Source organism: Ruegeria sp. CH8 (assembly GCF_056536985.1).
Genome location: NZ_JBQFQR010000010.1, coordinates 128,474 through 143,073, shown reverse-complemented (window position 1 = coordinate 143,073; position 14,600 = coordinate 128,474). Strand labels below are relative to the sequence as shown.

13 protein-coding genes are annotated in these 14,600 nt (G+C 58.8%); 9 read left to right on the top strand and 4 right to left on the bottom strand.

The genetic code is table 11. The features are described from left to right. Positions 1-58: 58 nt before the first annotated feature. From ACR0ER_RS13230 to ACR0ER_RS13190, 9 genes are read left to right on the top strand one after another with little or no spacing between them, the layout of a single operon-like run. Positions 59-982, top strand: a complete 924-nt coding sequence (locus ACR0ER_RS13230; protein ID WP_480769338.1) for a carbohydrate ABC transporter permease — start codon at positions 59-61, stop codon at positions 980-982. 1 nt (position 983) lies between these two features. Continuing rightward, the gene (locus ACR0ER_RS13225; RefSeq protein ID WP_170326544.1) at positions 984-1,832 is read left to right on the top strand and encodes a carbohydrate ABC transporter permease; all 849 of its coding nucleotides are present in this window, start codon (positions 984-986) and stop codon (positions 1,830-1,832) included. Next, positions 1,829-3,169 (top strand): alpha-galactosidase, encoded by a 1,341-nt coding sequence (melA, locus tag ACR0ER_RS13220; RefSeq protein WP_480769337.1) that lies wholly within the window; start codon positions 1,829-1,831, stop codon positions 3,167-3,169. The genes ACR0ER_RS13225 and melA overlap by 4 nt, the downstream gene beginning before the upstream one ends. A 58-nt stretch (positions 3,170-3,227) precedes the next feature. Further along, a complete protein-coding gene (locus tag ACR0ER_RS13215; protein WP_480769336.1) occupies positions 3,228-4,934 on the top strand; it encodes an IlvD/Edd family dehydratase in 1,707 nt (568 codons plus the stop codon). Then, a complete protein-coding gene (locus ACR0ER_RS13210; RefSeq protein WP_480769335.1) occupies positions 4,934-5,701 on the top strand; it encodes an SDR family NAD(P)-dependent oxidoreductase in 768 nt (255 codons plus the stop codon). The genes ACR0ER_RS13215 and ACR0ER_RS13210 overlap by 1 nt, the downstream gene beginning before the upstream one ends. A gap of 4 nt (positions 5,702-5,705) precedes the next feature. Beyond that, positions 5,706-6,599: a 2-dehydro-3-deoxygalactonokinase gene (locus tag ACR0ER_RS13205; protein ID WP_480769334.1), complete on the top strand. Its 894-nt coding sequence runs from the start codon at positions 5,706-5,708 to the stop codon at positions 6,597-6,599. Next, positions 6,596-7,201, top strand: coding sequence for a 2-dehydro-3-deoxy-6-phosphogalactonate aldolase (locus ACR0ER_RS13200; protein ID WP_480769333.1), 606 nt, complete (start codon positions 6,596-6,598; stop codon positions 7,199-7,201). The genes ACR0ER_RS13205 and ACR0ER_RS13200 overlap by 4 nt, the downstream gene beginning before the upstream one ends. Beyond that, the gene (locus ACR0ER_RS13195) at positions 7,198-8,058 is read left to right on the top strand and encodes an SMP-30/gluconolactonase/LRE family protein (RefSeq protein ID WP_480769332.1); all 861 of its coding nucleotides are present in this window, start codon (positions 7,198-7,200) and stop codon (positions 8,056-8,058) included. Before ACR0ER_RS13200 ends, ACR0ER_RS13195 begins: the two co-directional genes overlap by 4 nt. Next, on the top strand, positions 8,055-9,962 hold the full coding sequence (locus ACR0ER_RS13190) for a beta-galactosidase (protein WP_480769331.1): 1,908 nt from the start codon (positions 8,055-8,057) through the stop codon (positions 9,960-9,962). Before ACR0ER_RS13195 ends, ACR0ER_RS13190 begins: the two co-directional genes overlap by 4 nt. Before the next feature lie 36 nt (positions 9,963-9,998). On the opposite strand, the gene ACR0ER_RS13185 is transcribed toward ACR0ER_RS13190, so the two are convergent. The 4 genes from ACR0ER_RS13185 to ACR0ER_RS13170 all read right to left on the bottom strand — a co-directional run bounded on the left by ACR0ER_RS13185 (position 9,999) and on the right by ACR0ER_RS13170 (position 14,590). Next, positions 9,999-11,306, bottom strand: coding sequence for an ABC transporter permease (locus tag ACR0ER_RS13185; RefSeq protein ID WP_480769330.1), 1,308 nt, complete (start codon positions 11,304-11,306; stop codon positions 9,999-10,001). After that, entirely contained in the window at positions 11,303-12,223 is a 921-nt protein-coding gene (locus tag ACR0ER_RS13180; protein ID WP_170330544.1) for an ABC transporter permease, read from the bottom strand. The genes ACR0ER_RS13185 and ACR0ER_RS13180 overlap by 4 nt, the downstream gene beginning before the upstream one ends. Before the next feature lie 12 nt (positions 12,224-12,235). Then, a complete protein-coding gene (locus tag ACR0ER_RS13175) occupies positions 12,236-13,348 on the bottom strand; it encodes an ABC transporter ATP-binding protein (protein WP_170330546.1) in 1,113 nt (370 codons plus the stop codon). Positions 13,349-13,465: 117 nt separating this feature from the next. After that, positions 13,466-14,590, bottom strand: a complete 1,125-nt coding sequence (locus tag ACR0ER_RS13170) for an extracellular solute-binding protein (RefSeq protein ID WP_480769329.1) — start codon at positions 14,588-14,590, stop codon at positions 13,466-13,468. Between the last annotated feature and the right edge of the window lie 10 nt (positions 14,591-14,600).

Here is a 14,600-nt window from a genome sequence, read left to right as displayed (position 1 = left end):
TGCGTAAGGCGGGTGATAACCCGTCTTACTCCTTTGATCTAAAACCCCGAGTGTCCGCATGTCAGCCGTTGAAGCCCCCGATCAGGAAAGCTGGTTCCACAGAAACCAACAGCGCATCGCGCCCTGGCTGTTTCTCGCCCCCGGCCTGTTGTTCTTCATGGTCTATGTGATCATCCCGGTTTTCCAATCCTTCAACCTGTCGCTCTACGAATGGGATGGGCTTGGTGCAGCCGAATATGTGGGGTTCAGAAACTACGAGGACCTATATTGGGAATGGGTTGATCGGGATGCGTTTTACACCTCACTGAAAAACAACCTAATCTGGCTGATCCTCTATCTGGCCGCGATCCCGGCGGGCCTGTTCATCGCACTGTTCCTGAATCAAACGGTCTGGGGCATCCGTCTGTACAAGTCGCTGTTTTTCTTTCCATTCGTCATTTCTCAGGTCGTTGTCGGCCTCGTATTCACGTGGTTCTACGACCCGACCTTCGGCCTGCTGAACGAATTCCTCGGTCTGTTCGGCCTCGGCCCGCTGAACGTGCTGGGTGACGAACGCTTCGTCACCTACGGCATCATCTTTGCTGGTCTCTGGCCGCAGACTGCCTATTGCATGATCCTCTACCTCACTGGCCTGAACGCGGTGGACCCCGAACAGATCGAAGCCGGACGTCTGGACGGCGCCAAGGGACTACGGATGCTGTGGCACATCATCCTGCCGCAACTTCGCCCCGCCACATTCATCGCATTCGTCGTGACCATCATCGGCGCATTGCGCAGCTTTGACCTGATCTCAATCATGACTCAGGGAGGCCCCTTCGGCTCGTCCCGCGTGCTGGCTTATTACATGTTTGAGGTCGCGCTGTCCGAATACGGCTTCCGCATGGGATATGGCGCTGCCATCGCGGTGGTCCTTTTCCTGATCATGCTCTGCTTCATTGCCTACTTCCTGTGGTCGATGTATCGCGAAGAAAGGGGGCACTGAGATGTTTCCCAAACCTATCGAAAAACAATCCCGCGCAGCGCAGATCAGCTATCAAGCCATGCTGCCGCTCGCGTTGCTCCTATGGCTCGGCCCCTTGCTGGCGGTCGCTCTGTTCTCGGTCAAACCGGCGGCGGATTTCACCAACGCAAACTATTGGGGCATGCCGTCTAGTTTTGAGGGCGCGTTCAACTACGGGCAGGTTTTCTTCAACTCGGACATGCCGCGATATTTGCTGAATTCATTCCTGATCACCATACCCACAGTGATCGGAGCGGTTGCGCTTAGCTGCATGACCGGCTTCGCGCTCGGCATCTACAAATTCAAGTCGAACCTCTGGATCTTTTTCATGTTCGTGGCAGGCAACTTCGTACCCTTCCAGATTCTGATGGTGCCGGTGCGCGACTTGACCCTGCAACTGGGCCTCTACAACACCAAAACCGGTCTCGTCCTGTTCCACATCGCATTTCAGACCGGCTTTTGCACGCTGTTCATGCGCAACTTCATCCGCGCGCTGCCCTTTGAACTGATCGAGGCCGCTCGCGTCGAAGGCATCAGCGAATGGCGCATTTTTTGGTACGTGGTACTGCCATTGATGAAACCCGCCATCGCCGCGCTTAGCGTGCTGATCTTCACTTTCATCTGGAACGATTATTTCTGGGCCGTAGTCCTGACACAAGGCGCCGAAAGCCAGCCGGTCACCGCAGGGATCACCAGTTTCAACGCCCAGTTCCGCGCCGCCTATCAGTTGATGAGCGCCGGATCCATCGTCGCGGCCTTGCCGCCGGTGGCCATGTTCTTCCTCATGCAAAAACACTTCATCGCGGGCCTGACCCTCGGAGCTGTCAAATGACCAAAATCACGTTTATCGGAGCGGGCTCAACGATCTTCATGCAGAACATCGTGGGTGATGCCCTGCTGACCCCCTCGTTGGCCGACAGCCACTTTGCCTTGATGGATATCGACCCCGAGCGTCTAGCCGAAAGCGAAACCGTGGCCCGAGCCATGATCCGCTCGGTCGGAACCGGCGCAACTGTTTCGACCCATACCGACCGCCGCACGGCTCTGGACGGGGCCGATTTCGTGATCACTGCCTTTCAGGTCGGCGGGTACGAGCCCTGCACGGTGACCGACTTCGAAATCCCCAAACAATATGGGCTACGTCAGACCATCGCCGATACGTTGGGGGTCGGAGGCATCATGCGAGGCCTGCGCACTGTTCCGGTTCTTTGGGACGTGGCGCGCGACATGATGCAGCTTTGTCCCAACGCGACCTTACTGCAATATGTCAATCCGATGGCCATCAACACCTGGGCTTTGGCCGAGCAGTTCCCGGCGCTGAAACATGTGGGCCTGTGCCACTCGGTCCAGAACACGGTCGAAGAGTTGGCGCATGATCTCGACCTGCCCAAGGATGAGTTCCGGTACAAGGTCGCAGGTGTCAACCACGTCGCCTTCTTTCTGAAACTGGAGCATCAGGGTCGCGATCTCTACCCCGCGCTACGGCAGGGTTATGCCAGCGGCCAGTACCCCAAGGCCCCGTTGCTGATGCCACGCTGCCCCAACAAAGTGCGCTATGAGGTTATGGATCACCTGGGCTATTTCTGCACTGAAAGCTCCGAGCATCTGGCGGAATACGTCCCGTGGTTCATCAAGGACGGGCGGCAGGACCTGATCAAACAGTTCTCCATCCCGCTGGACGAGTATCCAACCCGCTGCGTGGAACAGGTCGCCAATTGGAAGGAACAGGCCAAGACCCTGACCGACGGCCGCGATATCGAGGTGACCCGTAGCCACGAATTTGCAGCCGACCTGATGAATGCCATCGTTACCGACGCGCCCTATGTGGCCTATGGCAATCTGCCAAACACCGGACAGATTCCACAATTGCCTTTGGGCGCAGCGGTGGAAACGCCTTGCCTGGTGGACAGCAACGGCGTGCAACCTTCGGTCGTCACCGATATTCCGCCGCAATTGATTGCACTGATGCGGACGCAGATCAACGTGCAGGAACTGATCGTTCGGGCGCTGGTCGACCAGAACGCGGAATACATCTATCACGCCGCCATGATGGACCCGCACACTGCAGCCGAACTGGACCTGCGCCAGATCCGCAATCTGGTGACTGACCTTCTAAACGCCCATTCCGACTGGCTGCCTGACTGGTGCCAGCCTGCCAAAGCCGCCTGATCTTCATCTTTTTTCAAATACACAATTCCAACCCCAGCCACAAAAAGCACAGCCAGAAATGAAAAAACGTCGCTCACAACACTGGTATGGAAAACTCGACAAAGACGGCTTCATCCATCGGTCTTGGATGAAGAATCAGGGTTTCCCTGATCACGCTTTTGACGGGCGACCGATCATCGGCATCTGCAACACCTGGTCAGAGCTTACCCCCTGCAACTCGGGCCTGCGCGATCTGGCCGAAGGTGTAAAACGCGGCGTGTGGGAGGCCGGAGGCTTCCCAGTCGAATTCCCCGTCATGTCGCTGGGTGAAACCCAGATGAAACCTACCGCCATGTTGTTCCGTAACCTGCTGGCCATGGACGTCGAGGAATCGATCCGCGCTTATGGCATCGACGGCGTGGTTCTGCTGGGCGGCTGTGACAAGACCACGCCAGGGCAACTGATGGGCGCGGCCTCGGTCGATCTGCCGTCCATCGTTGTCAGTTCCGGCCCGATGTTGAACGGAAAATTCCGCGGCAAGGATATCGGCTCAGGCACCGATGTTTGGAAATTCTCCGAGGCCGTGCGGGCCGGAGAGATGACCCTGCAAGACTTCATGAACGCCGAATCCGGCATGTCCCGCAGCGCAGGTGTTTGTATGACCATGGGCACGGCCTCGACCATGGCCTCGCTGGTCGAAGCAATGGGTATGAGCCTGCCCACCAACGCCGCCCTGCCCGCCGTTGACGCCCGCCGCATGGCACTGGCGCATCTGACCGGCAAGCGGATTGTCGAGATGGTGGATGAAGACCTGAAACCCTCGGACATTCTGACCAAGGAAGCGTTCGAAAACGCCATCCTGGCAAACGCCGCCGTAGGAGGCTCGACCAATGCAGTGGTTCACCTGCTGGCACTTGCTGGTCGTGTGGGCGTGGACCTGACGCTTAAGGATTTTGAGATCGGGTCGGAAATCCCCTTGTTGGTGAACTGCATGCCCTCGGGCAAATACCTGATGGAGGATTTCTGCTATGCAGGTGGCGTGCCGGTGGTGCTGAACGAACTCAAGACCTTTCTGCGCCCGGCCAAAACGGTTCTGAACAAGGATATCTCGGCCCATTACGAAGGGGCCGAGTGTTTCAACACCGACGTAATCCACCCATTCAACGATCCAGTGAAACCCGCTGCGGGACTGCGTGTCTTGCGTGGAAATCTCGCGCCCAACGGCGCTATCGTGAAGCCCTCGGCGGCCACGGACGCTCTGCTGGAAACCGAGGCCGAAGCTTACGTCTTCGAAAACATCGAAGACCTGAAAGCCAATATAGACCGCGATGACCTGCCGGTGACACCCGAGACCATTCTGGTACTTAAAGGCTGTGGTCCCAAGGGTTATCCAGGGATGCCCGAGGTCGGCAATATGCCGATCCCCGCCAAGCTGGTGAAAGACGGCGTCCGCGATATGATCCGCATTTCGGACGCGCGCATGTCCGGCACCGCCTATGGCACCGTCATCCTGCATGTCAGCCCCGAGGCGCAAGCGGGCGGCACGTTGGCTCTGGTCAAAACTGGAGACCGCATCCGCGTGTCGGCCAGCAAGGGCGAGTTGGAGCTTTTGGTGGACGAAAAGGAACTGGACGCCCGCCGAGCCGCATGGCAACCGGACGACCCGCACTACACCCGCGGTTATGCAAAACTCTATATCGACCATGTGCTGCAGGCTGATCAGGGCGCGGACCTTGATTTTCTTGTCGGCAAAGACACTCGCCTTGTGACCAGAGAGAGCCACTGATGGATCAACCAGCAACCTTCCACGATCTGAACGGCGCTTCGGTCTATATCACCGGCGGCGGCTCGGGCGTTGGCGCAGCACTGACGGATGGGTTCCTTGCGCAAGGTGCCAATGTCGCCTTTATTGGACGGTCCGACGCCAGTGGTTTCGTCGAGGAAATGCGCGACAAACACGGCCGCGCGCCCCTGTTCATGCAGGGCGACATGACCGATTCCGAATTGCTGCACGCCACCATGCAAAAAGCCGCCGAGGCGCATGGCCTCCTGAATGTGCTGGTTAACAACGCCGCCAATGACAAACGCCATTCGCTTGAGGAAACCACCACCGAATTCTGGGACTGGATGATCGAGGTGAACCTCAAGGCCTATTACTTCGCCTGTCAGGAGGCCGCGCGCCAGATGCAGGACAAAGGCGGGGCGATCGTCAATTTCAGCTCGATCAGCTACATGATGGGCAATGCAGGCTATCCAATCTACACGACGTCAAATGCCGGGATCACCGGGATGACGCGGTCCTTGGCGCGCGAGTTGGGGCCGCAGAACATTCGCGTCAATGCGCTGGCCCCCGGTTGGGTTCTGACGCAAAAACAGCTGGATATGTGGGCCACGCCCGAGGATCTGGCCGCGCATATGGACCGGCAATGCCTGAAAGAACACCTGACGCCCGAGGACATGATCGCGCCGACCTTGTTCCTGGCCTCAAACGCCAGCCGGGCGATGACCGGGCAATGCATGGCCGTCGATGGCGGCGTTGTCGTAACGGGGTAGAGCCATGAATGCAGAATGGATTGCGGTCGATTGGGGAACATCTCATTTGCGGGCCTGGGCGATGCAAGACGACAGTATTCTGGACCATGCGCAGTCGGACAAAGGCATGGCACGAGTTGGTAAAGATGGATTCCAGTCCGCCTTGTTCGAATTGATCGAAGGCTGGTTGAGTAGCGGACCCACAGATGTGATGGCCTGCGGCATGGTGGGCGCGCGACAAGGCTGGGTCGAGGCCCCTTATTCCGCCGTTCCCTGTGAACCGACGCCGGTTGCCCCGTTTCGTGTTTCCGGCACCGACCCCCGCATTCGCGCCTTCGTTGTGCCCGGTCTGAAACAAGCCACACCACCCGATGTCATGCGCGGTGAAGAAACCCAGATCACCGGGTTTCTGGCCTCGCATCCGAACTGGGACGGAGTAATCTGTCTGCCCGGCACCCATACCAAATGGGTGCAGGTCAGCGCCGGAGAAGTCGTCAGCTTCCGCACCTTCATGACCGGAGAGATGTTCGACCTGCTGGCGGGCCAATCGGTGCTGAAACACTCGGTCGGACAGGGATGGGAAGACAGTGCCTTTGCCGACGCCGTGGCAGATACTCTGTCCAAGCCCGAACAACTGGCCGCGCGGTTGTTTGGCCTGCGTGCTGCTGATCTGTTGCAAGGACAGGATGGCGATACCACACGGGCGCAGCTATCAGGCTTTCTGATCGGCGCGGAACTGGCCGCGACCCGGCCCTATTGGCTGGGCCAGCAACTGGCGATCATCGGGGCCGAGGGTTTGTCCGACGTCTACGCCAAGGCCCTGCAACAACAAGGCGCGTTTGTGGAAACCGCAAACAGCACGCATTGCACACTGGCTGGCCTTCTGCAGGCCCGTAACCTGACGAGGCAAACCGCATGAGCCGTCCCATCATCGCCATTCTGCGCGGTCTGCACCCATCAGATGCCGCCGCCAGCGGACAGGCCCTGATCGACGCCGGGATCGATAAGATAGAAGTCCCGCTGAATTCTCCCAACCCGCTGGAATCGATCGGAATTATGGTCGATAAGTTCGGCGACCGCGCCCTGATTGGTGCAGGCACCGTCCTGACCACGGATCAGGTGGATGCGGTGGCCAAGGTAGGTGGCAGGCTAATCGTATCGCCGAACTGCGACCCTGACGTCATATCGCGCACCCATCAACTGGGTCTGGAAAGCTGGCCGGGCATATTCACCCCGACCGAGGCATTTGCGGCCCTCAAGGCCGGCGCCTCTGGCCTGAAACTCTTCCCCGGCGCGCTGGCCGGTCCGGCGGGGCTGTCCGCCCTGCGCGCGGTACTGCCCAAGGGCACGCTGGTTTATGCCGTTGGCGGCGCGGGGCCTGAGAATTTCAACCAATGGATCAAGGCGGGCGCCGACGGGTTTGGCATCGGATCGGCCCTGTTCAAGCCCGGCATGGCCATCTCTGAGGTCGCAGACCTCGCCGCGCGGATCGTGGTCGCCTATGATGAGGCCGCCGGATGAGCACCATCTACGACGACCGCGCCTGTGAGCTGGGCGAAGGACCGCTTTGGCATCCCGAGCGGCAACAGCTTTTCTGGTTCGATATCGTCGGCAAACGCCTGATGACGCGGGAAAACGGTGAACAGCACAGCTGGCAATTCGACGAACATGTCTCGGCCGCGGGTTGGGTCGACAGGGAAACGCTGTTGATCGCCTCAGAAACGGGACTTTGGCAGTTCAACCTGAAGACCGGACAGAAAGAGCTGATAGCCGCGCTAGAGGCGGACAATCCAGTCACACGTTCGAACGACGGCCGCGCGGATCCTTGGGGCGGGTTCTGGATCGGAACCATGGGCAAAGGCGCCGAACCTGGCGCAGGCGCGATCTATCGCTACCGTCAGGGCGAATTGCGGCAACTGGTGGCAAACGTCACGATCTCAAATGCGATCTGTTTCGCTCCGGATCGGTCCTGCGCTTATTACGCAGATACGGTCACGAAACAGGTCATGCGCTGGCCTTTGAACTCTGAAACCGGCTGGCCTGAGGGTGAAAGCGCGGTGTTCCTTGACCTGCGCGACGAGGGACTGAACCCCGACGGTGCCGTGGTTGATGTCGACGGCAACATCTGGATCGCTCAGTGGGGTACGAGCCGTGTGGCGGCGTATACCCCTGCGGGCCAGTTCCTGACGGCGGTCGAGTTTGAGGCTGCTCATACTTCATGTCCTGCCTTTGGCGGCGACGACCTGAAGACCTTGTTCTGCACCACTGCCCGCGAGGGGCTGGATGCAGGGACCTTGGCCAAACTCCCAACCAATGGCATGACCTTTGCCGCCCCTGGCGCAGGCAAGGGACAGACCGAACACAGAGTCCTTCTATGAAGCCCGAACTTGGCGTTTGCTACTATCCCGAACATTGGTCCGAAGAGATGTGGGCCGAGGACGCCGCCCGCATGGTCGAAACCGGCCTGACATGGGTGCGGATCGGTGAGTTTGCCTGGAGCCGGATGGAGCCAAGCCCCGGCGATCTGCAGTTCGAATGGCTGGATCGCGCAATTGAGGTGTTAGGGGCCGCGGGGCTGAAGGTGGTGTTGGGTACGCCGACGGCAACGCCACCGCGTTGGATGTTGAAAAAACACCCTGACATGCTGGCCGTGGATGCTCAGGAGCAGCCGCGCAAATTCGGATCGCGCAGGCATTATTGCTTTAGCCATATGGGCTATATCTCCGAGTGTGAGCGAATTGCCCGGATCATGGGCGAGCGTTACGGACGCAACCCGCATATCGCGGCGTGGCAAATCGACAACGAATATGGCTGCCACGAGACCACGGTGAGCTACAGCCAAGTAGCCTTGCAGGCGTTTCGGCAGTGGCTGGCGGATCAGTATGGGTCCATCGACGCGCTGAATGCCGCATGGGGCAATGTTTTCTGGTCGATGGAATACGACAGTTTTGATCAGATCGATCTGCCCAACCTGACGGTGACCGAGCCCAACCCGGCCCATGTTCTGGCCTTTCGCCGCTTCAGCTCGGATCAGGTGGCGGTGTTCAATAAGGCGCAAGTGGATGTGCTGCGACCACTGACCGATGCGCCACTGCTGCACAACTATATGGGACGGATACTGGATTTCGACCACTTCAAGGTCGGTAAGGATCTGGATATCGCCACATGGGACAGCTACCCGATCGGCTTTCTGTCGGACCGGCTTGAGGCCGACGAGACGCACAAAACCGCATTCCTGCAGCAGGGCGACCCAGACATGCAGGCCTTCCATCACGACCTCTATCGCGCTGTCGGACGCGGGCGCTGGTGGGTGATGGAGCAGCAACCCGGACCGGTAAACTGGGCCCCGTACAATCCCGCCCCCCTGCCCGGCATGGTGCGTCTTTGGTCGCTTGAGGCCGTGGCACATGGCGCCGAGGTGGTCAGTTACTTCCGCTGGCGGCAGGCCCCGTTCGGACAGGAGCAGATGCATGCGGGCTTGTTGACCCCAAACAACGCCGCTGCCCCAGCTTTGGCCGAGGCTCATCAGACCGCCGGTGATCTGGCGGAACTGGGCGCAGTCACACAAACACAGGCAGACGTGGCCATTCTGTTCGACTACGCCTCGGACTGGGCCTGGGCAACACAGCCGCAAGGGGCCGGGTTCAACTATTTCCGGCTGGTCTTTTCGGCCTATCGCGCGCTACGTCGGGCCGGGCTGTCCGTGGATATCCTCTCAACGTTCGAAACGCTAAAGTCCGGGTACAAGCTGATCCTCGCCCCCGGGCTGGCAACATTGGGCGATATGGTAGAACAGCGCCCGGACCAGCTGACACTCTTTGGCCCCCGCAGCGGCGCTATCACGCACGACTTTCAGATCCCCAAAACTCGCCCCGGCCTTTCCGGATTGGATTGCGAAGTTGAACTAGTCGAAACCCTGCCTCCAAACGTATGCCGCGAGGTTGTTGGCGGTGGCGCAACCCAGCACTGGATTGATCGCTTGTCCGGTAGTGCCCCGGACCTACTGACCTATACCGACGGAACATCCGCACTAATGGGTGAGAACGGGCTCTGGTATCTGTCCGGGTTCCCGGATGAAACCCTGTGGGACCGGGTGATCTCAATGGCCGCGCAAGAGGTTGGACTGACCCTGCATCCTCTGCCCGAAGGACTACGGCGGCGAGAGACCGAACAGCACGTTTTTCTGATCAACTACAATTCTTCCTCCGTTTCGTGGAACGGGCATGAGATTGGTGCATGTGATGTACTCATCCTGAAAAAGCACGCGCCCGAAGAGGGGTAGCTCTCCGGGCGCGTGGGTTTCAGTCAAACGCGAAGCTTACTGATCGCTTTGCAGGCTGTTGGGATCGAAGGCCCCGCCAAACCCACCATTGTTTGAAGGCTGGGTTTCGGTATCCGAGGCGCCCTCGTCATCGTCACCGCCCAGTGCGTTCGGATCAAACACGTTGCCGAAGCCCGAGTTATTGGTGCCAGAGTCCGGCTCCGCCCCCTCTTCCGTAGCACCGGGTTGTAGGTCACCGGGCTCAAACACACCTTCAAAGCGCTGTTTGCGTTCTTCCTCACGCTGCTTGCGCTGCTCTTCACGCTGCTTGCGCAACTCTTCGATGCGCTGCTGGGCTTCCAGTTGCTTCTGCTCTCGCACGTCGGCAATGCACTGCGCCGGGTTGTAGGCCGTCGCGGTGCCAATCAAGGTGATCGTGGCCACGGCGAACACAACAACAAGAACCGCAGCCATGTTGCCAGAGAAGAAGCTGGGCAGTTTGATTTTGCCCGCCAGTTCCTCGACTGTGGCATTCTTGCGCGCGGCGGCAACCAATTCCTGCCGTTTCAGCTTGGCCTCGTTCAGCAGGGCGAAGAACACGGTCAATGCAACGATGATGAAGGCCAGTGCCGAGATTGACGGCGTGATGCCGTAGCGCACCTTCTGCGCCAGTTCGATGGTCAGCGTTGGGTATTCACCAAAGGTGAAGGTGGTGGTGTTGTAGTTCTCGAACGAGGCGAGGAACGCCAGCACCGCCGCCGACGCAATCGCTGGGCGCATGAACGGCAGCAATATTTTACGGAACGCCTGCGCGTGGGACGCGCCAAGGTCCAGTGCGGCTTCGGTTAGCGCCACGTCATAGCGCTGCAGCCGCGCCACCAGCACCAACATGCAATAGCTAGCGATGAAGGTGGACTGGCCAATCACCGTAAGGAAAATTCCGTTCGACAATACACTGTCCGCGCCCAGCCCAAGCATCCGGTTGATCCGGTCCCAGAACACCAGCGTCGAGATACCCAGAACGACGCCCGGGATCAGGATTGGCGCGATGATGACCGTGTAATAGGTCGCGCGTAGCTTGGGCCAGATCTGCGTCAGCATCAGCGCGCCCGCCAGACCCATCGCCACCGACAGAACCACCGTCCCGGCCCCGATGATCAGCGAGTTCTTAATGCCGTTCAGGATACGCTGATCCTGAAAAAGCTCTCCGAACCACTGGAAGGTCAAGCATTCCCACGGCGTCATCCTCGGGAAGGCCGAAGAGTTGAAGGCCGTGACCGACATGATCACCAGCGGGCCCAGCAAGTACAGGAAGAAGATGACCAGATAGACCCAGATGCTTAGGCGGAGGAAGGAATTGTTCATTTCCCGATATCCCCCATGTTCACCTTGAACAGACGCATCATCGCCAGCACAAACAGGATACAGGTCACCAGCAGCACGATGGCGTATGCAGCCCCCTGCGGCCAGTCATTGTTGTCGTTGAACTGCTGATAGATCAGCTGCGTGAACCACAAGCTGGACGGCCCGCCTAGAATCTGCGGTGCGGCAAGTGCGCCTGCGGACAGCATGAAGACCATGGTACAGCCCGAGCTGATCCCTGGCTTGGCGTAGGGAATGACCACCCGCCAGTGAATCCGCCACCAGGGCGCTCCCAGATCACGCGCTGCCTCGATTTGATTGCCGTCCAAACTTTCGATCACGTTGTAGATCGGGAAGATCATCAGCAGGATGTAGGCATAGCCCAAACCCGCATAGAGCGCGATGTCGTTGCGGATGAAGTCAAACGGCGTGTCCCAGATGCCCAGACCCATGAACAGGGTGTTCAGCACACCGGTCTCGCCAAAGATAATCCGCAGCGCAAAGGCCCGCAGGATTTCATTGATCCAGTAAGGGATGATCAACATGATCGCAAAGATGCGGATATGGCTGCCCTTGGACTGACCCAGATAGTAGGCAATCGGATAGCAGATGATCAGGTTGAAGATCGTCACACAGACCGCCGCAAGCAGCGTGCGGAAAAACACGCGCAGATCGACCGCGTTATAGTCCTGACTGCCGCCCTCGGGGCCGTAGATCAGGTATTTGTAGTTCTCTAGCGTATAGACGTCCTTTGGCCCGCCAATCTCAGGCGGTGGCAGGTTGGGACGGAATGAGAAATCGAGCATCGACAGCTGTGGCAGAATAATCAGACCGATGGTCCAGAACAGGACCAGACCCAATATCGCCAACCCCATGCCGGTGCCATTGCGATTGAAAAACTCTTTCAGAAAGCGGGGCATGTGATCTTCCCCCTATTCTGCGGCCAGCTCACCCGCTGGAACCAGAACCGCGTTCTGGGTTTCATATTCCAGCGTGATGTTCTGCCCGGTGTGATCCTGAAAGGATTGACCGTGGTTAGGGATCGACACTTTGATCTCTTTGCCGCCCTCGCCTTCGGTGAAGATGTTGAAGACATTGCCTTCGAATTCTTCGTGGTTCACCCGCGCGGTGACAAAGTGATCGCCGGTGGCACCATCGGGTGCGATGGCAAAGGCCTCGGGGCGGATGAACATCATCGCGTCGTCGCCCTCTTTCATCTTGCCCTGATTGGCGGATGAGATCCGCGCGACCAGATCGCCCGAGCGGTTGGTCTCGATCAGTGCCTCGGCCCCCATGACCTGCTTGATCTTGCCGCGGAACACGTTGTTTTCACCCACGAATGAGGCCGCAAAGGCGGTGTTGGGATCGTTATAGATTGTCTTGCCATCGGCAATCTGGTCAATCACCCCGGCCCGCATGACCGCGATGTTGTCCGACATGGTCAGCGCTTCGCCCTGATCGTGGGTGATGTAGATGAAGGTGATGCCGACACGCTGCTGAATTTCCCGCAACTCGGTCCGCATGTGTTGACGCAACTTAAGGTCCAGTGCGGACAGTGGTTCATCCAGCAACAGCACATCCGGCTCGGCGCACAGGGCGCGGGCAATCGCAACCCGCTGACGTTGACCACCGGACAATTCGCTGGGTAGCTTGTCGCCCTGCCCCGGCAGAGCAATCATGTCCAGCAATTCGTCGGCACGCTTGCGGCGTTCCTTGGCGCTTGCGCCTTTGATCTCCATGGAAAACGTGATGTTTTCCCACACTTTCATCAGTGGAAACAACGCCAGGTTCTGAAAAATCAGGGCCGTCGGACGCTTGTTCGGGCCGATGCCCTGCATATCGTTGCCACCGATCAGAACCCGGCCCTCACTTGGGTCCAGAAAGCCCGAGACCGCACGCAGGATCGTCGTCTTGCCGCAGCCCGAAGGGCCCAGAAACGAAAAGAAATCGCCCCCGTTGATGTTCACATTGGCGTCCCGCACGGCGACAAAGTCACCGAAACGGATCCACAGGTTTTCAAGATCTACACCGACCCCTGCACTCATTTTTGGTATCTCCGTCAGGTGCGGTTGCTGACCGCACCAAAAAGCTTCCGTCACGCCGAAACGACGCACGGGTTGATGGCCCTCCGCGTTGTGGCGGAGGGCAGATTTTCAAAGCAATCAGGCGCTTTTGAACTTGTTGACGAACTCGGTGCGGGTTTCCGCATACCACGGGGCTTCGGCCGGCCACGGGTTGAGGTTCGCCAGCGAGTCACCCGGATAGGCCTCGGCAAAGTTCTTTTTGTAGGTGTCGCCCGAATACTGGTCGGCACCCAGAACAGGCGAGTTGTAGCCATGGCTGTCAATCGCAACACCGGCCGGTTTCGCCTGGAAGGCAAAGTCGATGAAGGCATAGACCTGATCGATATTGGCCGCGCCCGTTGGCATTGCCATACCATCAACCCAGGCCATCGCACCTTCGACCGGCGCCTGATAGTGCACCGGCTCACCTGCCGATTTGAGCGCCAGCGGCGGACCGTCCCATGTCTGACCGACCACAACACCTTCGTTCAGAAGGCCATTTTTCTGCGTATCGGCGTCATTCCAGATCAGCTTGATCCGGTTCTTGCGCTCGATGCACCAGTCGGTGATCTGACCCCAGACCTTGCGCATGGTCTCTTCATCGCCATACGCGGCCCAGACCGAGCCCGGCTCCATCTCACCAGCGCGTTCCATATAAAGGCCTGCGCCCAGCATCATCGAATGCGCGCGGCCCATGGTCTTACCGGCGTTTTCCTCGGACCAGACGTCGCCATAAGAGGGCGCATCGCCTTCGGGCAGCCAAAGGTCGGTGCGATAGGCGATGCCTTCAGTACCCCAGATATGCGGCAGCCAGTGTACGCCGCTGTCACCGAAGTTCCACGCATCCGTACCAATCGCGGCCATCGCCGGGTTCACCAGATCGATCGGCACCTTACTCATGTCGAAGGGCTGCAACAGTTCCAGCGGCTCCCACTGCAACGATCGGTTGTTGGTCGGCGACACGATGTCAAAACCCTGACCCTTGGTGGCCTTCATCTTGTTGATGATTTCTTCGTTCGACCCGATACCGGTGTAGTTTACCTTGATCCCGGTCAGGGTCTCGAACTCCTGAATGAAGCTGGGCGGCAGGTAATCCGACCACATCAGAATGTTGATCTCACCCGAGGACGCCAGCGCGCTTTTGCTGTAAAGCGGTGCCGCCAGCGCAGCAGCTCCTGCGCCTTTCAGGACAGAGCGTCTGGAAAGCGTTTTCCGTTCAGCCATTTTCGTTTCT